The sequence below is a fragment of the Mucilaginibacter ginsenosidivorax genome, assembly GCF_007971525.1.
Lineage (GTDB): Bacteria > Bacteroidota > Bacteroidia > Sphingobacteriales > Sphingobacteriaceae > Mucilaginibacter > Mucilaginibacter ginsenosidivorax.
On record NZ_CP042437.1, the window covers coordinates 6,168,233 to 6,192,171 of the forward strand.

Annotated in this window: 18 protein-coding genes; 11 read left to right on the plus strand and 7 right to left on the minus strand. The window is 41.9% G+C overall.

Features of this window, described 5'->3' with window-relative positions:
* Positions 1-310 precede the first annotated feature (310 nt).
* Positions 311-1,792: an acetyl-CoA carboxylase biotin carboxylase subunit gene (accC, locus tag FSB76_RS25815; RefSeq protein ID WP_147058560.1), complete on the plus strand. Its 1,482-nt coding sequence runs from the start codon at positions 311-313 to the stop codon at positions 1,790-1,792.
* Here the strand turns inward: accC and FSB76_RS25820 are convergent, their stop codons facing one another.
* The gene (locus FSB76_RS25820) at positions 1,793-2,437 is read right to left on the minus strand and encodes an HAD family hydrolase (RefSeq protein ID WP_147058561.1); all 645 of its coding nucleotides are present in this window, start codon (positions 2,435-2,437) and stop codon (positions 1,793-1,795) included.
* A gap of 77 nt (positions 2,438-2,514) precedes the next feature.
* Between FSB76_RS25820 and FSB76_RS25825 the strand changes: the two genes are divergently transcribed.
* Entirely contained in the window at positions 2,515-3,000 is a 486-nt protein-coding gene (locus FSB76_RS25825) for a hypothetical protein (RefSeq protein ID WP_147058563.1), read from the plus strand.
* A gap of 99 nt (positions 3,001-3,099) precedes the next feature.
* The gene (locus FSB76_RS25830) at positions 3,100-4,938 is read left to right on the plus strand and encodes an ABC transporter ATP-binding protein (RefSeq protein WP_225976312.1); all 1,839 of its coding nucleotides are present in this window, start codon (positions 3,100-3,102) and stop codon (positions 4,936-4,938) included.
* A 199-nt stretch (positions 4,939-5,137) separates the two neighbouring features.
* On the opposite strand, the gene FSB76_RS25835 is transcribed toward FSB76_RS25830, so the two are convergent.
* A complete protein-coding gene (locus tag FSB76_RS25835; protein WP_147058565.1) occupies positions 5,138-5,977 on the minus strand; it encodes an MBL fold metallo-hydrolase in 840 nt (279 codons plus the stop codon).
* A gap of 122 nt (positions 5,978-6,099) precedes the next feature.
* Positions 6,100-7,491: a dihydrolipoyl dehydrogenase gene (gene lpdA, locus FSB76_RS25840; protein WP_147058567.1), complete on the minus strand. Its 1,392-nt coding sequence runs from the start codon at positions 7,489-7,491 to the stop codon at positions 6,100-6,102.
* Positions 7,492-7,859: 368 nt separating this feature from the next.
* Here lpdA and FSB76_RS25845 point away from each other — a divergent pair, with 368 nt between their 5' ends.
* Positions 7,860-11,177 carry a TonB-dependent receptor gene (locus tag FSB76_RS25845; RefSeq protein ID WP_147058569.1) on the plus strand — a complete coding sequence of 1,106 codons (3,318 nt, stop codon included), beginning with the start codon at positions 7,860-7,862 and terminating at the stop codon, positions 11,175-11,177.
* A 107-nt stretch (positions 11,178-11,284) separates the two neighbouring features.
* Here the strand turns inward: FSB76_RS25845 and FSB76_RS25850 are convergent, their stop codons facing one another.
* Together FSB76_RS25850 and FSB76_RS25855 are read right to left on the minus strand one after the other, a co-directional pair.
* Complete coding sequence (locus FSB76_RS25850) at positions 11,285-11,974, minus strand: sterol desaturase family protein (RefSeq protein ID WP_147058571.1); 690 nt, start codon at positions 11,972-11,974, stop codon at positions 11,285-11,287.
* Between the two features lie 146 nt (positions 11,975-12,120).
* A complete protein-coding gene (locus tag FSB76_RS25855) occupies positions 12,121-13,302 on the minus strand; it encodes an AIR synthase related protein (RefSeq protein ID WP_225976313.1) in 1,182 nt (393 codons plus the stop codon).
* A 264-nt stretch (positions 13,303-13,566) separates the two neighbouring features.
* Here FSB76_RS25855 and FSB76_RS25860 point away from each other — a divergent pair, with 264 nt between their 5' ends.
* Genes FSB76_RS25860 through FSB76_RS25875 form a run of 4 tightly spaced genes read left to right on the plus strand, consistent with a single transcriptional unit; the run spans position 13,567 to position 16,879 of the window.
* A complete protein-coding gene (locus FSB76_RS25860) occupies positions 13,567-15,261 on the plus strand; it encodes a chloride channel protein (protein ID WP_147058573.1) in 1,695 nt (564 codons plus the stop codon).
* Positions 15,262-15,291: 30 nt separating this feature from the next.
* Positions 15,292-15,771 (plus strand): hypothetical protein, encoded by a 480-nt coding sequence (locus FSB76_RS25865; protein ID WP_147058575.1) that lies wholly within the window; start codon positions 15,292-15,294, stop codon positions 15,769-15,771.
* Between the two features lie 60 nt (positions 15,772-15,831).
* Positions 15,832-16,347 carry a helix-turn-helix domain-containing protein gene (locus tag FSB76_RS25870; protein ID WP_147053445.1) on the plus strand — a complete coding sequence of 172 codons (516 nt, stop codon included), beginning with the start codon at positions 15,832-15,834 and terminating at the stop codon, positions 16,345-16,347.
* Position 16,348: 1 nt separating this feature from the next.
* Positions 16,349-16,879, plus strand: a complete 531-nt coding sequence (locus tag FSB76_RS25875; protein WP_225976314.1) for an IS630 family transposase — start codon at positions 16,349-16,351, stop codon at positions 16,877-16,879.
* A gap of 164 nt (positions 16,880-17,043) precedes the next feature.
* Here FSB76_RS25875 and FSB76_RS25880 read toward each other — a convergent pair whose 3' ends face one another.
* Positions 17,044-19,218 (minus strand): glutamine synthetase III family protein, encoded by a 2,175-nt coding sequence (locus FSB76_RS25880; protein ID WP_147058577.1) that lies wholly within the window; start codon positions 19,216-19,218, stop codon positions 17,044-17,046.
* Positions 19,219-19,837: 619 nt separating this feature from the next.
* Between FSB76_RS25880 and FSB76_RS25885 the strand changes: the two genes are divergently transcribed.
* The 3 genes from FSB76_RS25885 to FSB76_RS25895 all read left to right on the plus strand — a co-directional run bounded on the left by FSB76_RS25885 (position 19,838) and on the right by FSB76_RS25895 (position 23,527).
* On the plus strand, positions 19,838-21,460 hold the full coding sequence (locus tag FSB76_RS25885; protein WP_147058579.1) for an ammonium transporter: 1,623 nt from the start codon (positions 19,838-19,840) through the stop codon (positions 21,458-21,460).
* A gap of 187 nt (positions 21,461-21,647) precedes the next feature.
* Positions 21,648-22,715, plus strand: a complete 1,068-nt coding sequence (locus tag FSB76_RS25890) for a porin (RefSeq protein ID WP_147058581.1) — start codon at positions 21,648-21,650, stop codon at positions 22,713-22,715.
* A gap of 218 nt (positions 22,716-22,933) precedes the next feature.
* Positions 22,934-23,527, plus strand: a complete 594-nt coding sequence (locus FSB76_RS25895; protein WP_147058583.1) for a DUF4468 domain-containing protein — start codon at positions 22,934-22,936, stop codon at positions 23,525-23,527.
* A gap of 25 nt (positions 23,528-23,552) precedes the next feature.
* Here FSB76_RS25895 and FSB76_RS32275 read toward each other — a convergent pair whose 3' ends face one another.
* A complete protein-coding gene (locus tag FSB76_RS32275) occupies positions 23,553-23,711 on the minus strand; it encodes a hypothetical protein (protein ID WP_158642987.1) in 159 nt (52 codons plus the stop codon).
* Positions 23,712-23,939 lie beyond the last annotated feature (228 nt).

Here is a 23,939-nt window from a genome sequence, read left to right on the forward strand (position 1 = left end):
CCACTCAAACACTATGTTTGCTATCGCTGTAGTCGTAAAACCTACAGGCTTGATAGGTCTGGCAGGTAATTACAGATCCCAATAATTGTCGGGTTCGTTTCTCTTGATGCTTTTAGGTTAAACAAATAAGGGCCGATTTAAATATCGGCCGTTGAACGTTTATGGACTAATTAAAAGATGAAAGCCGCCGTTTTTTAGATATTTAAATTTATTATCTAATATTATCTATACCCCAATTTTGGGGGCTGATAAGTATTATCAAACCTCAAAATTTTCGGCTGCTAACCGTTAAATCAGTTACATTTGTTTTATGCAAAAAATACTGGTAGCCAACCGGGGCGAAATAGCTTTAAGGGTAATGCGTTCGGCCCGCGAAATGGGTATTAAAACTGTTGCCGTTTATTCGGATGCTGATCGTGATGCATTGCACGTTCGGTATGCTGATGAAGCTGTTTATATTGGTGCTGCCCCATCTAATCAATCGTATCTTGTTGGCGAAAAGATTATTGCGGCTTGTATAAAAACCGGTGCCGAAGGCATACACCCTGGTTATGGTTTTTTGAGCGAGAATGCAGCGTTTGCCAAGCTGGTGCGCCAGGCAGGTCTTATCTTGATAGGGCCATCGCCCGAGGCCATGGAGATTATGGGTAACAAGCTATCGGCCAAGGCCGCCGCGTTAAAGTATAACATCCCCATGGTGCCTGGTACCGAGGAAGCTATAACCGATGTAGCCGAGGCAAAAAAACGCGCAGTCGAAGTTGGATTTCCTATTTTGATAAAGGCGGCGGCAGGCGGCGGCGGTAAAGGTATGCGTATAGTTGACGGTCCCGATGATTTTGAAGAGCAAATGCAGTTGGCGGTATCCGAAGCCACATCTGCCTTTGGCGATGGATCGGTATTTATAGAGCGGTATGTTTCGTCGCCAAGGCATATCGAGATCCAGGTTCTGGGCGATACTCATGGCAATATTGTACACCTGTTTGAGCGCGATTGCTCCGTACAACGCCGGCATCAAAAGGTGATTGAAGAAGCGCCGTCAAAAGTGTTAACGCCGGCCATAAGGGAGCAAATGGGCAAATGCGCCGTTGATGTAGCCCGGTCGGTAAATTACACTGGTGCTGGTACCGTGGAGTTTATTATGGATGATGCGCTCAATTTTTATTTCCTGGAGATGAACACCCGGCTACAAGTTGAGCACCCGGTTACAGAATTAATTACCGGCGTTGACCTGGTAAAGGAGCAAATTAACATAGCCCGTGGCCTGCCTATCAGTTTTAAACAAGAGGATTTGCAAATACGCGGCCACGCTATGGAACTGCGGGTTTATGCCGAGGATCCTGCCAATAATTTCCTGCCGGATATTGGCACCCTGCAAACTTATATAACGCCAAAGGGGCCGGGTGTAAGGGTTGATGATGGGTTTGAACAAGGTATGGAAATCCCCATTTATTACGACCCGATGATAGCCAAGCTGATAACTTATGGAAAAGACCGCCCGGAAGCCATAGAACGCATGATAAGGGCAATTGACGAATACCAGATAACCGGAATTACTACCACATTGGGCTTCGGCAAATTTGTAATGCAGCATGATGCTTTTACATCGGGCAATTTTGACACCCATTTTGTAAAAAAATACTTTACCCCCGAGGATTTACAAACCGGGAATGAAGAGGAAGCGAAGATTGCCGCAATATTAATGGAACAATTGCTTGGTAAAAACAAAGCCATTGTAGCCGCTAATGTTGTTGCCGAAACAAGTAATTGGGTTAAAAACAGGAGCCGTTTGTAACTACAAAAGCTCCGTCAGCTCGGCAAAGCTATCCACTGTAGCCACCATACCATCAGGCACAACGCCGAAACCATAGCTTGCAAAAATGAATGGTACGCCTGCTTTTGTTGCCGATGTATAATCGCCCATGGTATCGCCTACGTAAACAGGTGCCTGAAGGCCATGATCGTTCACAATATCTTTAATATTATCTGCCTTGGGGTTGCCTTTGGTACCAAAGCATTGGTGCGCCAAAAAGTAAGGGTGCATGTTATTTAAATCCAGGAATACCTCGATATATCCACTTTGGCAGTTACTCACAATGTATAGCTTGTATTTTGTGCCCAGGTATTTCAGTGTTTCTTCCAGTTCAGGGTAAAGCTCGCCACCTTTTTTATGCAATATTTCCAGTTCGCTTACAGCACATAAGGCTTGCACTTCCTTACGCTGTTCATCGCTCAGGGTGGGGAATAGCTTATCAAATATGGCATCATAAGTCATCCCGGTAATTGATCTTACCCGTTCAACAGTCATATCTTCGTTCAAATAATCAACCTGATTAATGGCGTGTTGCCAGGCCAGTGCCACGTTTGCTGTGCTGTCCCAAAGGGTGCCGTCCAAATCAAAAATTATACTGTCGAATTTATTTTTTAGTGAAGTGCTCATGATGGCGGCAAAAATAGAGGTTTATTTTTCTGTGTGGCAAATGGCACCGATTTATTTTATATTTAGATTATAAAAAGATGATCTATTTTAAAAAAGTGAGATTTAACGAAGAGGATGGAGCTATATTGGAAGCTGCCTTAGCTACGTTTTCTGAAGAACGGGAAAGTTTGGCCGGGTTTCAGCCTAAAGTTGCTAACTTAATTTTTGCAAAGCAGATAGTTAAAAATAACATCAATTATACCCGTTTAATGTCGCGGTTTGACAGGTTTGTGCCTAAGCTGATTTTTAATACTGTGACTAAGGAAGGCAACTGCATTTGCCGGTCTGCTTTAAGTAATCGTTCAGCTGGTGTTTTGATATTGATTACCGGCGGTATTATTGCCAATACCATGTTGACAGACAATAATGCCCCGCATTATGCCGCGCTGATAGTCCTCAGTTCGGCTTTAACCATTTTTGTTTTATTCATCATATTGGAATGCCTGCAAACACAAATGAAAATGAAGAGGGCTGTATCATCCTATAAATTGATTCAACGGATTAAACTGTTACATAAAGTGTAGCTATTGTCATCCACCCCTCACAAATACCGGCGCTGTATGCTAATCGCTTGCCAATTGAGTAAATTTGTTTAAATACATTAAACAAAGAAGGATTTTATATTGAATACCAACCGCCCGCCTAAAAATACCATCGACAACAAAATAACCCTAAAAGAACGTTTCGACGCGTTGCGCAATCTGCCTGCTTTTTTTAAGCTGGTATGGCAAACCAACCGTTGGATGACTGTAGTTAACGCCCTGCTACGCATTGCCCGTTCGGCTATGCCGCTTGGCTTGCTGTACGTGGGCAAGCTTATCATTGATAAGGTGGTTACCATAAGCCACAGCCAGGTAAAAGAGATGACCCAGCTTTGGGAACTGGTAGGGCTTGAGTTTGCCTTGGCGATATTGACAGACGCGCTAAGCCGGGCCATCACCCTGATGGATAGTCTGCTCGGCGATTTATTTAGCAACCATACATCTGTAAAAATTATGGCGCATGCCGCCACGCTTGATCTTGACCAGTTTGAAGATTCGGTGTTTTATGATAAGCTGGAGCGCGCCCGGCAGCAAACCGTTGGCCGTACCATATTACTATCGCAGGTAATGAGCCAGGTTCAGGATTTAATTACCATGGGCTTTTTGGCTGTGGGGCTCATGACTTTTAACCCATGGCTTATTATATTATTACTGATAGCCATAATCCCGGCTTTTTTAGGCGAATCGTACTTTAACGACCGTAGCTACGCCCTTACCCGTGGCCAAACGCCCGAGCGGCGTGAGCTGGATTATATCCGTTACCTGGGTGCAAGCGACGAGACTGCCAAAGAGGTAAAAATATTTGATCTTTCGGGCTTTATCATTAACCGGTTTAAGCAGCTTTCGAATAAATTTTATGCTGATAATAAGCGGCTGGCCATCAACCGGTCATTATGGGGTACATTTTTTGCTATGCTGGGGAGCCTGGGCTATTACGGCGCTTACGTAGTGATTATTATACGTGCGGTACAGGGCAGTGTAACCATAGGCGAACTGGCTTTTCTGGCAGGCTCGTTCAGGCAGCTAAGGGCTTTGCTTGAGGGAATACTCACCCGATTTACAGCAGTATCGCAAGGGGCTATTTACCTGCGCGATTTTTTTGAATTTTTTGAGATCGAACCTAAAATTAAACTTTCGGCAAGTGGCCTGCCATTCCCTGAAACTATACAACAGGGCTTTACTTTTGAGGATGTTGGGTTCAGATACCTCAACTCCGACAAATGGGCCAACAGGCACCTTAGTTTTACCCTTTACCCCGGCGAAAAGCTGGCGCTGGTAGGAGAGAACGGGGCTGGCAAAACCACCCTGGTTAAATTGCTATCCCGGTTGTATGACCCAACCGAGGGACGCATTTTATTAGATGGTATTGACCTGCGCGAATATGACCTGGCCGATTTGCGGCTTAACGTAGGCATTATCTTCCAGGATTATTTACGGTATCAAATGAGCTTTGCACAAAACATTGCTGTAGGTAAAATAAGCGAACAGGATAACCGGCCGCTGATAGAGCACTCGGCCCGCCAAAGCCTGGCCGACGTATTGGCTGCCAAACTACCGGGCGCTTATGACCAGCAGCTGGGCAAGCGCTTTGCCGATGGCGTTGAACTATCTGGCGGCGAATGGCAAAAAGTTGCCCTTGCCCGCGCCTACATGCGCGATGCGCAACTGTTGATATTAGACGAGCCAACATCGGCACTTGACGCCCGCGCAGAATTCAGTGTTTTTGAACGTTTTGCCGAACTTACTAAAGGCCGTTCGGCGGTGCTCATCTCGCACAGGTTTAGCACCGTGCGCATGGCCGACAGGATACTGGTACTGGAAAAAGGCGAACTGGTTGAAATTGGCAGCCATGAAGAACTGCTCCTGAAAGGCGGCCGCTATGCCGAGTTGTTTGATTTACAGGCGGCAGGGTATAGGTAGTTGTGAGTTGTGAGTTCTGAGTTGTGAGTTGTGAGTTGTGAGTTGTGAGTTGTGAGTTCTGAGTTCTGAGTTCTGAGTTCTGAGTTCTGAGTTCTGAGTTCTGAGTTCTGAGTTCTGAGTTCTGAGTTCTGAGTAGCATTATGTTAAATGAGGCATTAAGTGGGTATACCCAAAGAAGTGTTATTCAGAGGATGAATGGTTACAACTCGCTCAATTTAAATGTATCTTTTACCCTGATGCCTTTTTCTGTTTGTTGCAATGTGCAGCACTCATTTATCGGGTCGTGTTCAAAGTAAAGTACATAATCCTGCTCCAGGGCCTCTGTAAGGAATAGTTTTTTCTCTTTGAGGGTAGTAAGCGGGAACATGTCATAAGCCATTACGTAGGGTAGTGGGAGGTGGCCTACAGAGGGCAGCAGATCGGCCATGTAAAGTATTTTTTTGCCTTTGTAGCTAATAAGCGGCAACATCATCGCTTCGGTATGGCCGGATACAAAACGGATATAAAAACCTTCGGCAAAGTTGATCCCGTCCTGTGCATCTATAAATTGCAACTGGCCGCTTTCCTGTATGGGCAATATGTTCTCCTTTAAAAAAGAGGCTTTTTCGCGGTCGTTAGGATTTATTGCCCAATCCCAATGTTTGGGGTTGCTCCAGTATGTTGCATTTTTGAAGGTGGGTAGCAGTTTTTCACCATTGCGCACTACTGCACCGCCTACGTGGTCAAAATGCAGGTGTGTTAAAAATACATCGGTAATATCATCGCGGTGAAAACCAAGTGCGGCAAGCGAACTATCCAGTGTAGCATCGCCATGTAAATAATAATGACTTAAAAACTTTTCGTCCTGCTTATTGCCAATACCGGTATCTACCAATATTAAACGGTTGCCGTTTTCAACCAGCAGGCAGCGCATGGCCCAGGTGCATAGGTTATTGCTATCGGCAGGGTTAGTTTTGTTCCAAATGGTTTTGGGTACCACCCCAAACATGGCGCCTCCATCTAATTTAAAAAAGCCGGTATCGATAGTGTGTAGTTTCATGATTAGTCAATAGCCAATGGTCCATAGACCATAGTTCGAAAAAACAATAGATGTAAAAAAGCCGATAGTTCAAAGTTAAAAAAAATAACTATGGACTATCGGCCATCGGCTATGGACTTGTTTTACAAGTGTATTACTTCGTCATAAGCAGCGGCGGCAGCTTCCATTACAGCTTCGCTCATGGTTGGGTGCGGGTGAACCGATTTAATGATCTCGTGTCCGGTAGCTTCCAGCTTGCGGGCTGTAACTACTTCGGCAATCATTTCGGTAACGTTGTAACCCAGCATGTGCGCGCCCAGGAATTCGCCGTATTTGGCATCAAATATCAGTTTTACAAAGCCATCTTTGGCGCCGGCGGCACTTGCCTTGCCCGATGCCGAGAATGGGAATTTACCAACCTTAATTTCGTAACCTGCTTCTTTAGCCGCTTTTTCGGTATAACCTACTGATGCCACTTCGGGCGAGCAATAAGTACAACCCGGAATGTTGTTATAATCTAAAGGATGCGGGTTTTGACCTGCAATTTTTTCAACGCAGATAATACCTTCTGCAGATGCAACGTGGGCAAGGGCCTGGCCTTTTACAATATCGCCAATGGCGTAAACACCATCAATATTGGTTTTGTAATAGTCATCAACCAATACTTTGCCGCGCTCGGTTTTAACACCAAGTTCTTCCAGGCCAATACCCTCAATATTGGTAGATATACCTACAGCAGATAAAACAATCTCGGCCTCGATAACTTCCATGCCTGTCGCCGTTTTTACATTTACCTTGCAAAGTTCGCCGGTGCTGTCAACAGATTCTACGTTGGCGCCGGTAAGGATGTTGATGCCTTGCTTTTTTAATATGCGTTGTAAGTTTCTTGAAACTTCTTCGTCTTCAAGCGGTACAATATTATCCAAATACTCAACAACGGTAACTTTAGTGCCTATTGAGTTATAAAAATAAGCAAACTCGATACCTATAGCACCAGATCCTACCACAACCATTGATTTTGGCTGTTTTGGCAATATCATAGCCTGGCGGTAACCTATAACTTTAACGCCATCCTGTTTTATATTTGGTAACTCGCGGCTGCGGCCACCTGTTGCAAGAATGATGCTGGTGGCTGTAATTTGTTTAGTGCTGCCATCGTTTAATTTTACTTCAACAACACCTTTTGATTTTAATTTACCAAAACCGTTTATTACTTCGATTTTGTTTTTTTTCATTAAAAATTGTACGCCTTTGCTCATGCCATCGGCTACGCCGCGGCTGCGTTTGATAACCGCGCCAAAATCAACTTCGCCTGTGCCGTTTATTTTAATACCATAATCCTGCGAGTGGTTGAGGTATTCAAAAACCTGGGCGCTTTTTAATAAGGCTTTAGTTGGGATACAACCCCAGTTGAGGCAAATGCCACCTAATGATTCTTTTTCGATAATGGCAGTTTTTAAACCGAGCTGAGAAGCACGGATAGCTGCTACGTAGCCACCCGGGCCCGACCCTATAACAATTAAATCGTAGTCCATATTTTTAATGATATACTTTGATAACTAAATTTTTGTTTTGAACGGATTTATAGCCGGATGTGTAATAAACGCAGGGGGCTACATTTTAAAGGCGCAAAGCTAAGTAAAAAGGGGCGAAATGAGAAAAACGATCATTTTACCAGGGCGATAAAAAATTATTTTTACAGCCCGGTGTTTGTGCAGATTAAAGTAACAAGATAATTACAAGTATTACATTAAATCTACCTTTTTACTATGCATTTTGTGTGATTTTATGACATTATGTTGAAAAATATATAAAGATTGTTAACATAAACTTAACATTGACAATGAGGGGATTAGTTATCTTTGCTGCCAATTAACTCAAAGTATAATTAAAAAAGCAATTTATGAGGAAGCATTTACTTCTTTTATTATTATTAACCGGTTTTACATTCCTTATTAACAGGAATGCGGCTGCCCAGGGGGTTACCACCGCCAGCATTAACGGTATCGTTACCGATGCTAAAGGTGCCATCCCGGGTGCTACGGTAACCATTACACACGTGCCAACCGGTACAGTGTATGCAACTGTTAGCCGTTCAGACGGCCGGTTTAACATCCCCAACTTAAGGGTTGGCGGTCCGTACACCTTTAAAGTAAGCTTTATTGGTTACAAAACTTACCAGCAGGATAACATTACATTATCTATCGGCCAGGATCAAAAGCTTTCTGCCGCGCTTGAGGATAATACAGCTACTTTGGGCGAAGTAAAGATAACAGCTTCCGGTAGTAAAGTAATTAACTCTTCACGTACCGGCGCCCGCGAAACTATCAGCCGTCAGCAAATTGAAAGTTTGCCTACTATTAACCGTTCTTTATCTGACTTCACTAAATTGACTCCATCTGCAAACGGTTTAAGCTTTGGCGGCCGTAGCAGCGGTTACAACAACATCACTGTTGACGGTGCGTTGTTTAACAACTCATTTGGTTTATCAGGTACTTTGGGTGGCCAAACAAGTTCACAGCCTATTTCATTAGATGCGATTGACCAAATCCAGGTTGATATTGCACCTTATGACGTTCGTCAGGGTAACTTTACCGGTGCAGGTGTTAACACTGTAGTAAAATCAGGTACCAACGAATTTAAAGGTACAGTTTATGATTACATCCGCAGCACCGGCCTTACCGGTTACCATGCAGGTGTTACTGATATTGTTAAAACACCTTTTAACTATCACCAGGATGGTTTAAGCATTGGTGGTCCAATCATCAAGAATAAATTATTCTTCTTTTTATCAGGCGAGCAGGAACGCATCAGCAATCCGGCTACTGCATACGTAGCTGCAACCCCAGGGGTAAGCGGTGCTACCGTGTCACAAGCTGATGCTGCAACCTTAAACTCAATTTCTGATTACCTGAAATCAAAATATAGCTATGATCCGGGTGCTTACCAGGGCTACAGCTATACTACGCATAGCGACAAGATTACCGTTAAGTTAGATTGGAACATCAATAAAAATAACACTTTAAGTGCTAAGTATTTTTATTTGAAATCATATAAAGATCAGCCTGCAAGTAACTCAGGTATCACAGGTATCAGCAATACTACCCGTGCACCAGGTGTTACTACGCTGCCATTCTATGGTTCAGGTTACCGCATCAATAATAACTTTAACATTGGTATTATCGAGTTGGATACCCGTATCAGCAATTCATTCTCAAATAGGTTAACTGCCGGCTACTCTGCCCTGCGCGATTATCGTGCGTCATTAGGCGGTGCCGCTATACCAATGGTTGATATTGGTAATGGTGTTTACGATCCATCTACAGGTAAAGAAACTACTGCGTCGGCTGTTACAACCAGCTTTGGTTATGAGTTGTTTACTGCAGGTAACTTGTTAAGCACAAACATCCTTCAGTTTTCTGATGATTTAACTTACTACGCAGGTAAACACGAGGTTACTGTGGGTATCACAGGCCAGGCACAACGCTACACAAACGGTTTTGCGCCAAACTATAATGGCTTATATACTTACAACTCTGCTTACGATTTCCTGAATGGCTTACCGGCTACTCAGTATTCAACACGTAACTCTGCATTGCCAGATGGTTCATTCCCTTATGCTAAAATCAACGCTTCTATTTATAGCGCGTACATACAGGATAAATGGCATGTTACTGATAACTTAAGGGTAACTTACGGCTTACGTGCTGATTATGACGTATTCCCAACAACATTGCAGCAAAACGCAAATGTACCTCCTTTAACATTCCAGGGTGGTACGCATGTTGATCCATCGGTATTACCTAAAAACAGGGTGCAATTATCACCACGTTTAGGCTTTAACTACGATGTGTTTGGCGATGGTACTACACAACTACGTGGTGGTACAGGCTTATTTGCCGGTACAGTTCCATTTGTATGGGTATCTAACCAGGCATCAAACAACGGTGTGTTATTTGGTTCGTATACTGTTAACAAAAGTGCAACTCCAAACGATCCCCGTTTAATATTTAACCCTGATGTTAATGCTAACCGCCCGGCTGCCGGTGCTGGTGTTGCTAATACATCATACGAGTTAGATGTTGCCAACCCTAAATTGAAGTATCCTAAAATCTGGAGGTCGAACTTAGCTATTGATCAAAGATTGCCAGGTGGTATCATTGCTACAATAGAAGGTTCATACACCAAAGATGTTAACGCTATTTACCACCAAAACCTGGTACTATCTGATGGTTATTCAACATTAGCTGGTCCGGAAGGTCAAATCCGTTACGATTCAAAAAATACAACTCCTGCCGCTGCTGCTGCAACTGCTGCAAACCCATCTATCACCGGTTTGTATTACATGACCAACACCAGCAAAGGCTATTCATACTTTGTTACTGCCCAATTACAAAAAAGCTTCAGCAATGGTTTGTATGCTAACGTAGCTTACACCCATACAGGTTCAAAAGATGTTAACGATGGTGGTTCAACCGCATCAACTATCTGGAGCACCCGTTACGTAGCAGGTAATCCAAATGCCGATAACCTTTCAAATAGCTCATATGTACAACCAAACAGGGTAATTGCTTCATTCTCATACAAACATGAGTACTTTAAACATGCTGCAACAACCATTGGTTTAATATTTGAAGCTGCTAATAATGGTGCCGTATCATACATTACCTCGGGCGATCCAAACGGTGATGGTGCTACCAACGATTTAATGTTTATCCCTAAAAACAAAGGTGACATTATCCTGGTGCCAAATGACGCTAAAGATTTACGTACAGCAGATCAGCTTTGGAGCCAGTTAAATAACTTTATTAACCAGGATCCATACCTGAGCAAACACAGAGGTGAATATGCTCAAAGGAACGGTGCTATTTTGCCAACCTTTAAAAGAGCCGATTTACACATTGCACAGGATTTCTTTGTAACTGCAGGTAAAGTGAAAAATACCATTGAAATATCTTTAGATATCATCAACATTGGTAACTTACTTAACCGTAACTGGGGTGTTTATCAAAACTCATTTACCGGTTTCAGCAATGGATCATCAACTGTTACCAAATACATAGGTGCTGTTACCAATGCAGCAGGTCAAAAACAAGCTACATATTCATTCCCGTATCTTGATGCAACTAACTTAGTGCCATTGCAATCATCATACAAAGCCGATATCAGCCAGGCTTCACGCTGGCAGGCCCAGTTAGGTTTACGTTATATATTTAACTAATATAACCTAACTATAAAAACAGAAAACCCGGCCAATTTTGGCCGGGTTTTCTGTTTTTATACATCTTAAAATTCATGGGGGTAGATATCAACGCGATTAATTTCCGGCTAAGATTTATAAGTTTTAAACAGTTTATCCCATATGGTGGTGTAAAAGCCATAATTATAATGGATGTTTAAATGATGATCATGATGGAATGATGATGTACCAAGATACCTGAACGGAATTGCTTTCCTGATTTGGGCCGGAACAGGCTCGATACCCAGATGCCCCATGATGCCAAAAAATACGTTTACAGTGAGGTAAATTATAACAGCATAAAAATTAAAATTAAACATCGCGATTATAATAAGCCATAATGATCCAAAGCCAACAGTTTCTACCGGGTGTAGTACAAAAAGATCAATGGGGATAGGATCGGTATAATGATGATGGAAACGGTGAACAGCCTTGTAAATTACGGAGTGATGTATGGCGTAATGGAAAATAAACATCGCCAGGTCCATCAGCAAAAATAAAACCACAAAATCAACCAGGATAAGCCAATTGATGGCAAAGCTCATAACAATATACCCATGCTGCCAAAGCCAGAAACCGGCATAGGTTATGGCCGTATTAATTAAATTGGTAAGCAGGCAAATCAATACCTCATTGCGCGATGCCGTTTGTACCGGCCTCCGGTTAAGTTTGAGTACAAGGTAACCAAAGGCCAGGGCCATTGCGGTAACCAGCAGGTTTTCGGCCAAAAATATGCCCCATAAACTAAATGGCGACTCTGCTGATAGAAACCTGAGCATAAAGGAGTGATTTTTTAAATTAAATCTACTCAAATAATGGTTTTTTGTGGCAGATAGTAATGATTTATAAAAACTTAGCTACACAAAGTATTGTAGTGCCAACTAAATCCATCATCTGCATATCTGCACATTTAAAATCTGCACATCTATTCGTACTCAAATACCCCAAACTCCGATGTTACGGTTACTTTTTTGGTGTCGGCTTTTTCAACACGACCGATAACCTGGGCATCAACGCCAAAACTTTGGGATATGGCTATTAAATCCTGTGCTACCTCAGCAGGTACGTAAAGCTCCATGCGGTGCCCCATATTAAATACCTTGTACATCTCCTGCCAGCTGGTTTTTGATTCCTGCTGAATGAGCTTAAACAATGGAGGAACAGGGAAAAGGTTGTCTTTGATGATATGCAGCTCATCAATAAAGTGCAGTACTTTGGTTTGCGCGCCGCCGCTGCAATGTACCATGCCGTTAATCTGGCTGCGGTATTTATCAAGTATAGCTTTTATAATAGGTGCGTAGGTGCGCGTGGCACTTAATACCAGTTTGCCTGCGGTTATGGTTTGCCCGTTGCCAATATCAACCAGGTCGGTAAGGTTTTTACTACCGCTGAAGATAAGGTCATAAGGGATAGCCGAATCATAACTTTCGGGATATTTTTCGGCGATGGTTTTGTTAAACACATCATGACGGGCAGATGTTAATCCGTTTGAGCCCATGCCGCCGTTATATTCTTTTTCATAAGTGGCCTGGCCATATGATGCCAAACCCACAATAACATCGCCCGGTTGAATGCGGTGGTTTGATATAACATCGGTACGCGGCATACGGCAGGTAACAGTAGAATCTACAATAATGGTGCGCACCAGGTCGCCTACATCGGCAGTTTCGCCACCGGTGGAGTAAATGCCTATACCGGCATCGCGTAGTTCGCTTAAAATTTCTTCGGTGCCGTTTATAATAGCCGCTATTACTTCGCCAGGTATCAGGTTTTTATTGCGGCCAATGGTTGATGACAGCAGGATGTTATCAGTAGCGCCAACGCAAAGCAAATCATCAAGGTTCATGATAATAGCATCCTGGGCTATGCCACGCCATACAGATATGTCGCCGGTCTCTTTCCAATAAGTATAAGCTAATGACGATTTGGTGCCTGCGCCATCAGCATGCATAATATTGCAATACGCCTCATCGTTTGTTAATATATCGGGGACTATTTTGCAAAATGCTTTTGGGAAAATGCCCTTATCAATGTTTTTAATGGCATTATGTACATCATCTTTAGAGGCAGATACACCCCTTTGATCATATCTTTGCGAAGAAATCATGGGCAAATATACGCACGAATTACGCGAATTTTATATACGAATTGCAGGAATTGAATAGAACAGGCACGAATTAGTAAAGTATGGATTTTATAAATAGAATGAATTTTAACGAATGATTATCAAATTTTATAACTTGCAGTGTGTGGTGGAATTGGTGTTAATTCAACCTAATTCGTGAAATTCGTGTTAAAAACAATCTCCTATAAAATAAACCGCTGGCGCCTGAGGCGTAATAGCCAACGGAACTTTTTAATTTATTGCAGTGTGTTTGTCGGATTTTTTGGCGGCCTGGCGGCAATAGCCTTAAAATTCCTGGTGCACTTTATGGAGGATGTAAGCCGTAATATTTCATCGCACCTGTACTATCATATAGCCTATGTGTTTTTACCCGCGCTGGGTATTTTTTTAGCAGTAACCTGGCAACACCTGGGTAATAGAGATAAAATTCAAAAGGGGATAGGCAGTATCCTGGCTAATATTAAAAAGAACCGGTCGAACATCAGGCTCAATAACGTTTACTCGCATATTGTAACCAGCTCGTTAACGGTGGGTTTTGGCGGCTCGGCAGGCTTAGAGGCACCTATTGTAGCTACCGGGGCTGCCATAGGGTCAAACGTGGGCAAGTTTTTTAAGCTTACGCCTTATGAAAAAACAGTACTACTGGCTGCCGGGGCATCCGCGGGTATCGCTGCAGTATTTAATAGTCCAATAGCCGGAGTACTGTTCTCGTTGGAGATACTCATTGGCGAAATTACCATTCCTACCTTTATCCCTTTGCTTATCGCATCGGCAACAGGGGTTGTTGTATCTAAGTTATTATACTCGGGGCAGTTATTTCACCTGGTTACCGAGGGTTGGGTGGTTACCGCTATCCCTTTTTACATTCTGCTGGGGCTGTTTAGCGGCTGGATGGCCATCTATATTAATAAGGTAGGGGGTAAGCTGGAGGGCGGCATTTTAAAAAAACAAAACAGGTATGTGCGTGCGCTTTTAGGGGGACTGTTCCTGGGCCTTATTATTATGATATTTCCCCAATTGTTTGGCGAAGGCTATCATTACCTGCAAGCTATTTTAAATGGCAACATTGATGCGCTTAAAGACGAATCGTTTTTTGCTGGCTGGCTGTCAAATCAGTGGTTTATGCTTTTGTTTATTATCGCGCTGGTTTTTATGAAGATAATTGCCAGCGGTATTACCCTGGGCTCGGGCGGCAACGGCGGCTCGTTTGCGCCCACCATGTTTACCGGGGCTTTTTTGGGGTTAACAGTGGCTTATGGCGTAAACCTTACCGGGCTGATACATTTAAATACCAGTAATTTTATAGCAGTAGGTATGGCCGGTGCCTTAAGCGGCGTGATGCACGCCCCCCTAACCGCGATATTTTTGATTGCCGAAATTACCGGTGGGTATGTGTTGTTTATTCCGCTTATGATTGTGTCATCTATATCCTACATCATATCGCGCCTTTCATCGCCTCATAATATTTACTGGCAGCACCTTATCCACGAAAAAAATATTCACCCCGGGCAGGATTACGGCATGCTGAACGCGATATCGCTTGATAGCATCATCAACAGGAAATATACCGCTATTGATAAGCAAACTACTGTTAATGATTTTTATAAGACACTGGCGGTAACGGATGCCAATATATTCCCGGTACTTAAAGAGGATGGAAGATTGGAAGGGGTAGTACTGGTTGATGATATACGCAGGCGCCTGTTTAACCAGGAGAAAGCCGACGAAACCATCGCCGATATTATGACGGTACCACCAGCAGTAATTGATTACGAGCAACCTGCCAGCAGCGTAATGGAAACTTTTGATGCTATTGATGTATGGCAGCTGCCGGTTGCAAAGGATGGCTTATTCATCGGCTTTATATCCAAATCGGCCCTGTTAAGCAAATATCGTGAAGTAATTATCGAGCAGCATAAAGCAAGTGATTTATTCGCGTAGCTTTAGAAGCAATAAATTTGAATTCGATTTATGATTATTAACCCAGGAGATGCCTTTGCCTTTAAAGCCATTGATGATAATTATAAGGCTATTATTTGTACGAGTGTTTACAAAGAAAGTAGTCCTCATCACTATACATTCGCAGCTTTAACTTATAGTAGACCAAGGGTGCCATCAATAAACGACATAATAGACGGTGAGTTTTTTGGAGTAGCAAATACCAAGGAGGGGCATTTTAAGTATTCAGATGAGGCCTTAAATAAAATGTGGGGTATATATACAGATATGAAACCTTATTATGTGGGTGCCTATAGATTTATTATCTGGAGAAAAGACCTGCAAAAATTTAAAAGCGAGCTAATTTATATGGGCAATTTGAAAATTCTTGATAATATCGACAAAAATGGTAATGGTGGCGTTAATGCAAGTAGTTGGCCTTTTCTACAGAGTTTTTTTAACGACCAAATAAAAGTAACGCTGAATGGCAGAGGGCAAAAAACGTTTACATAAAGTCCATTAAATAATTACACAATAATAATTGTATCTTTATAAAAAGAAAGGAGATACAAAATGTCAAGGCCAGTATTAAAGGTAGAGAATTATGCGCCGGATGAGATAAAAGCAATGTTCCGGGACGATGAGCGTTACACAATAGGGATACGTTTGTATGCTGTCTACCAGGTATCCATAGGACAGCCAAGCAGAAAACTGGAAGAATTATATAATACCAGTTTTAAACAAATCACTAATTGGGTACATCGGTTTGAAAAAGAAGGCATAGACGGTTTAAGGGATAAGCCAGGCAGGGGCCGGACAGCAAGACTGAATGAGGTACAGCGGAACAGGATAGCTGATTTGTTGACAAAGGAATCGCCCGCAGGCCATGGTTATAACACCGCTACATGGACAGGGCCGTTGTTGATCGAATGGATAGCAAAGAATTACGGCCTTGTTTATAAGAAAGCCCAGATTTATAATATTATTAAATCATTAGGCTTTACCTATCAGAAAGGGCGGGGTTTATTCCCTGAAACGGATACACAAAAACAAGAAGCATTTAAAGTGGCATTAAAAAAAACTCCTTGAATTGCCCCCGGATAGTGTATTGCTTTACGAAGACGAGTGTTCGCTGTCCAACACGGCTACGGTAAGCTACGGGTGGTCAAAGAAAGGCGAACAACCTCAGATACCGTGTAAGCAGCGAAAAAGGGAAAGGCAAACTGTTTTCGGAAGTTATAATTATGATACGGGCCAAATAACGGTAAGTTTTGCAGATAAAGGCAATAGCCATACCTTTAAGAAACATCTGAAGAAAATACTGGCAACCTATAAAGGAGTATCAAAGATAATTGTGGTATTAGACAATGTAGCCTACCACCATGCAAAGAAAATAAACGCATGGATTGAAAGGCATCCGGTATTAGAATTGTTTTTCCTACCACCATACAGCCCTGATCTCAATGCAGTTGAAAGGGCGTGGTGGTATATGAGAAAGAAAATAACGCATAACAGGTATCTTAAGACCCTTAAAGAAAGAAAGGCTGCTTTTTGGAAAATGTTCTCTCATTTCCTAAAACCCAATATTGAACTAAAAACCGTTTGTGAAATTAATTATTAGACCTTATATAAAGTAAAATCGATATTAGCTGATTAGTTTGTATTTGTAGATTGAAAAAGTGTTTGATTGCTGTAAAGTCAAGAAAAAATGCCACTAACTCCTGAAAATTAGTGGCATTTGTAAGGCATTCGTGAAATTCGCCTAAATCCGTGCAATTCGTGTGTCTATTTCAAAAACAACAACTCCCTGAATTTAGGTAACGGCCACATGCCATCATCTACCAGCTGCTCCAGTTTATCAACCCGGTAGCGGATAGGGGCGAAGAACGATTTAACTTTTTCATCGTAATCAATAGCGCGCTGGCGAATGTCTTCCACGGCGTTGGCTGTTTTGCGGGCGTCAACCATTTGGTCAACATTGGTTTTGATGAAGTTAACGTGATCAGAAATTTTAGTGATCAGGTCAAGCTGGGCTTCATAGGTTGATGGTGCAAGCCCTAAATCTTTTAAGCCTTTTACATTGTTTATCAGTTTGGTTTGATATTCTATAGCAGCCGGAATAATTACATTTTGAACCAGTTCGCCTATTACGCGGGCTTCTATCTGTAGCTTCTTGTAAAAGCTATCTAATAAAATTTCATGGCGGGCATGCGCTTCACGGGGGCTAAATACGCCGGTTTCGGCAAACAGGATCTCTGCCTTTTCGGATAAAAATGCGTCCAGTGCTTTTGGCGTAGTTTTAATGTTGGCCAAACCACGGCGTTCGGCTTCTTTTTCCCACTCGTCGCTATAACCGTTGCCCTCAAAACGGATGTTTTTTGACTCCTTGATGTATTTTTTGATAACAATCAATAAGGCGAGGTCTTTCTTTTCGCCTTTTTTAATCAGTTTATCTACATCGTATTTGAATTTCTTAAGCTGCTCGGCAACAATCAGGTTAAGGATTGTCATCGGGCTGGCCGAATTGGCCGACGAACCTACCGCCCTCAATTCAAATTTATTGCCGGTAAACGCGAATGGCGAAGTACGGTTACGGTCGGTATTGTCAGGCAGTATCTGTGGTATTTTAGGAATGCCTTGCCATAATAGGTTATCCTCTTTTATTTTCTTGCTGATACGCGATGTTTCTATTTCATCCAGCACATCATTTAGCTGGCTGCCCAGGAAAATAGATATGATAGCCGGAGGTGCCTCATTTGCGCCCAGGCGATGATCGTTATTCACTGATGCGATAGACGCCCTTAACAAATCGGCATGTTCATGAACCGCTTTAATGGTATTTACAAAAAAGGTAAGGAACATTAGGTTGTTCTTAGGCGTTTTGCCCGGCGACAACAGATTTTTACCCGTATTGGTAATTAACGACCAGTTGTTATGCTTACCCGATCCGTTAATGCCGGCATAAGGTTTTTCGTGAAGCAATACTTTAAAGTTATGACGGCGGGCCACACGGTCCATCAAATCCATCAGGAGCTGGTTGTGGTCAATGGCCAGGTTTATTTCTTCATATATTGGTGCGCATTCAAATTGCGATGGAGCAACCTCATTATGGCGTGTTTTTAATGGTATACCTAATAATAAGGCCTCGGCTTCCATATCCTGCATATAGGCATACACCCGCTCGGGAATTGAACCGAAGTAGTGATCTTCCAGTTGCTGGTTTTTGGCAGATATATGACCAAAAAGAGTACGGCCGGTTAAATAAAGATCGGGGCGGGCGTTAAATAGGGCAATATCAACTAAAAAATATTCCTGCTCCAATCCTAATGATGCATTTACCTTCTCGATACCTTTGTCAAAATAATGGCAAACGTCAACTGCGGCCTTATCAAGCACACTTAAGGCCTTTAATAAAGGTACCTTGTAGTCCAGCGCCTCGCCGGTATAAGAAACAAATACTGTAGGTATACATAAGGTACGCGCCATTAAAAAGGCGGGCGACGACGGATCCCAGGCGGTATAACCACGGGCTTCAAAAGTATTACGGATGCCGCCGCTCGGGAAGCTGGAAGCATCTGGCTCCTGCTGCGATAATGCATCGCCGCTAAAACGCTCAATTGCGCCGCCGTCGGCAGTTGATTCAAAAAAAGCGTCGTGTTTTTCGGCAGTTGTGCCGGTAAGCGGCTGAAACCAGTGTGTATAATGGGTAGCTCCTTTGCCCAGCGCCCATGATTTCATTGCCGAGGCTATCTGTTCGGCCAGGTCGCGCGGGATAGGCTCGCCTTTTTCAATGGAGTTAACTATACCCTGGTACGCTTCTGTCGAAAGGTATTCCTTCATTTTCTTTTTATCGAAAACATTGGCACCAAAATATTCAGAGATTTTGGCTGCAGGCGGTTTCACCTCGGGGATAGTTCTGTTTAGAACGTCCTGAAGCGCTTTAAATCGGATGTTAGGCATTATATATAGGTTTATATACGGTTTTAAATAAAGACAAATTCAAAAATAGAACTATCCTTTAAAATATGCACCAAAATTTAACGAAATAAAATGATTTGGGCTGCTGTTAAGTTATCAAAAAGCTAAATATATTAAAGGTTACTGCGGGGATTATGGAAAAGATGGTGTTAAAATTTGCTTTTTATGTTATTTTCTTTCGATTTTTTTACCAAAACAACGTGTTTTTACTGTTTTGCTTGGTAAAATGTCTTTTTTGTAATTGTAAATCTGTTTTATGGGTATTTATTGCTTTTTGGCATTGAAAATTCATTAAAATTTAACCTGTTTTTTAGTTTTGAATTGCGATTATGATAATTTTTATATTTTTTATCATGTTTTTTTTGTTAAAAATTTGTTATTGTTAAAATAACTACCTAATTTCATGAAATAATTTACATAAACCCTATAAATATTATATTTTTTATAAAAAAGTGTAGTGTTTATTGGTCAAAACCTAAAGAGTGTTTTTTTAAGGTTGTTTTTTGAAGAATTAATGCCTTGCAATCAAACTATTTATATAATACAACAATCAAACTAAAATTAAACTATTAAAAAACAATCAAACTAAATTAAAAAACAAATGAAAGTAAGTTCTACAAAATTAAACCTCCTAAGTTCAGTCCGACAGCTGACACGTGAGAAATGGGCGCTGGGAGCTACCATTTTTACAGGAAAAATGATTGGCCTCTTGCTGGTTTTTGCCGCAATGATGGTTTTACCTGGTGTACTTGGCACATCTGCGCATGCTGCCGAAACTTACACCGCTCATGAAACGTCGTTAATTAACACAGTTAACACTGTTTGGACACTGGTTGCTGCCTTTTTAGTATTTGGTATGCAAGCTGGTTTCGTTATGCTTGAAGCAGGCTTTGCCCGCAAAAGAGAAACCGTGAACGTATTAATGGAGTGTATTTTTGATACTTGCCTTTGCGGTTTGTTATTTTACGCTGTAGGTTATGCGTTTATGTTTGGTAATGGTAACGGCTTTATTGGCTGGGGTGGTTTGGGTGCTGATGGTAAAACCATCACCAACTGGTTCTTCCTGCAAAATACGCCTGATACTTATGGTTCAACAGGTATCCCTGTATTGGCACACTGGATATTCCAGTACGCTTTTGCTGATACTTGCTCAACTATCGTATCTGGTGCAATGATTGGCCGTACCAGCTTCCGTGGCGATATTCTTTACAGTATAGGTATTACAGGTTTTATTTACCCAATTATAGGTCACTGGGCCTGGGGACCAGATGGTTTCTTAGCAGTAATGGGTACTTCAAGCATATTTGCTCATTTAAGTGCTCAGCCTTTCCGCGATTTTGCCGGCTCAACTGTAGTACACACTATAGGTGGTGTGGCTTCACTGGCAGGTGCAATGGTGTTAGGCCCACGGTTGGGCAGGATATTTGCCCGCGACGATAAGGAAAAAGGCGGATTACCTCCAGGTCATAACTTGTTAATTGCAGCAGTGGGTGGTTTCATCCTGTGGTTTGGCTGGTATGGTTTTAACCCTGGTTCAACTTTATCTGCAATGGATATGCAAGGTATCGGCCGCGTTGCTGCCAATACTACACTTGCTGCCTGCGCCGGCGGTTTTGCCGCAATGCTTATGGCACTATGGTTTGGCCCAACAAAAGGTAAATTTGATTTAGCTTTCACTATCAATGGTTTCTTAGGTGGCTTAGTTGCTATTACCTGCCCTTGTTACTGGGTTAGCCCGCTGGGTTCAATCCTTTTAGGTGCTGTTGCCGGTGTGGTAATATTTGCAGGTGTTTACCTTATCGAGTGGTTCCGTATCGACGATCCGGTTGGTGCAGTATCTGTACACGGCCTTTGCGGTATCTGGGGTACTTTATCATTAGGTTTATTTGCATCTGGCCAGTATGGCGCTACAGGCCCAACTGGTGCCGATAACTCTGCACCTGTAAAAGGTTTATTTTACGGTGGTGGTTTTGATGTATTAAAAGCACAGTTGATAGGTAGCTTTACCATTACCATTGCAGTATTCGTGGTAACTTTTGTAATGATGTTTATCATCAACAAATTAGGCCACCCATGGAAATTACGTATCGAAGAAGAAGGTGAAACAGGTGCTGGCGGTATCGATGTATTCGATCACGGTATCGAAGTTTACCCACCTCAGGATGATGAGATTAGCTTAAGCGGCCTTTTTGATAAAGGTGTAGCATCTCCATCTGCAGTATAATAAAAATCTTTAATGCCTTGTGCGGTTGGTTTAATGCCGACAATCTTTTACAGCCAACCGCACAGGTATTTTTATTTCAACCTTACAATTTTTTAACCGCTTTTACTAAAGGCTATTGTTGTGCATTAGCTTAATGGGAAAGCTTTATTTCAACCCAAATCAAATTCAAATCAATTAAATCGTTATCATGAAAAAAACACTTTTACTTTTATCAGCTCTTGTTGCCGGTACCTTCGTAGTTAAAGCGCAGGATACCGTTAAAACCACGTCAGATGCCCCTTTGGTTATCTACGGTTCGGTAGATACCTACTTCAAAAAAGATTTTGCTAATAAACCAAACATCCAAACCTCTTTCGGTTCTGACAATAATTCGGTATCAATTGGTATGATTGATCTTGGTTTAAAGAAAAAAGTAGGTAAGGCATCGTTTGTTGGCGAAATGTCTTTTGGTCCGCGTGGTCAGGAGCAATCAATTCCTGATGCTTCATTAGGTGGTTTGCCAACCGGTACATCAAGCTACCATATCCAAAACCTTTATGTATCTTACGATGTAACCGATAAGTTTAACTTAACTGCAGGTTACATGGCTACATTTGTAGGTTACGAGGTAATTAGCCCGACAGGTAACTTTAACTATTCAACTTCTTACTTATTCAGCGCGGGCCCGTTCCAAAATGCAGGCTTTAAAGCAACTTACGCTTTCTCTGATAAAGTAAGTTTAATGGCAGGTATTTTTAACGACAACTGGAATACCTACAAGGCAAATTCAGCTACGCCAGAAGTATCAACCTTTGGCTCGCAGTTGTTTTTAGCACCTGTTAAAGGATGGACAGCTTACATTAACTTTGCAAGTGGCAAATACTCTGGTACTATATTGGATTTAACCACCGCTTACCAAATAACCGATGCATTTAAATTAGGTTTAAATGCCGCACGTAAAACAGGTATGGGTGCTTATAACTACTTTGGTTATGCCTTATATCCTCAAATAGCTGTTTCAAAAGCAGTTACTTTTGGCTTAAGGGAAGAGTATTTTAAAGCTAAAGCTACAAACGGCGGTGCTGATATTGGCATTTCTCCGGGTAACTCGGTTGTTGCTTCAACTTTAACCTGCAGCATCAAATCAGGTCCTTTAACTTTCATTCCTGAGTTTAGGTTAGATCATACAAAAACTGGTGATGTTTTCTTGAAGAGTGATGGTACTGCTTCAAAATCAGCCGGTCAGTTTTTGTTAGCCGCTGTATATGCGTTCTAATTTAAAATAAAACATTATTTTACAAAAAGCCTCCTGATATAACCGGGAGGCTTTTTATCTTTATAGCTGCGTAGAGTCAAGAGTTAAGAACCAAGAATTAAGACAACTTCAAAGTTGAATAGATTTGAAGTACTTATATAAGTTTGCTGATCTCTAATACTAAAGCACGTGTGCTTTTTATCTTGACTCTTGACTCTTGATTCTTGACTCTTACTTATATGAAAAACATCTTTATAGCTCTAATCTGCATCCTTTCTGCAAAAAGCGCCATCGCCCAAAAAGATACACTGGCCTTTGATGAACGTAATAAATACATTTACTACCAAACGGTTGATCAGCCGGGCTTAAGCAAAGACACCTTGTATGGCCGGGGATTGTATTTTATGCATAAAGCATATCCTAAAGGCAAGCTAAAAATTACAAAAACCGATGAAGGCCAGGGTGTTTTGATAGGGGAGGGCAGTTTCGTTGTGTTGAAAAAATCGTTGTTATCGGGCAGCCTTGGAGGTGAAATAAGCTATGCGCTAAGGATAGAAGTTAAAGATTCAAAATATCGCTATTGGTTTACCGATTTTAAATTTACCCCTTATAAGCGCGATAGGTATGGTATGGAGGTTTTAGATCCTGGTATTATATTCCCGATGGAGGAGGCAAAAAATAAACTGGAGAAAAGAGATGTTGTAGTTTATTTGGACAAGATACTCAATTACAGCCGGCAAAACGGTGCGGTTTTAAAATCGTATATGTTAAAAGTTGCGCCGGTGAAAAAAGCCGCTCCTGCATTAAAAAAGATATCGACGAAAGACTGGTAGGTCATTGTGTCAGTTCATTGGTTCATTAGTTCATTGGTGTCGCTTTATTACATATCTGTTGGTTCATTGGTTCAAACTGCGGGGCGATTTGATTTTTTGCCACTGTTGCTGTGCTGGTTGCTTGATCTTCTTTTCTTCGATACGATAATTCGTAAACACCTCCTTCCTTATTAATAGCTTTCAAAGCAGATTGGTGAAATTCGACCCAATTCGTGGAATTCGTGTGAATCAAAAAAGCCGCCCCTTAACTTGTAGGGCGGCTTTAGTTTTTAGTTAGCCTTGGCGAGACAATATTAAAAACGTTAATTCTTTTTTGTTAATTGATATTCTGTTTGATTGTTGTTTGTTTGATTTTCTTTTTGTTCTGATACGGTGATTCGTAAACACCTCCTTTCGTATTTATAGCTTTCAA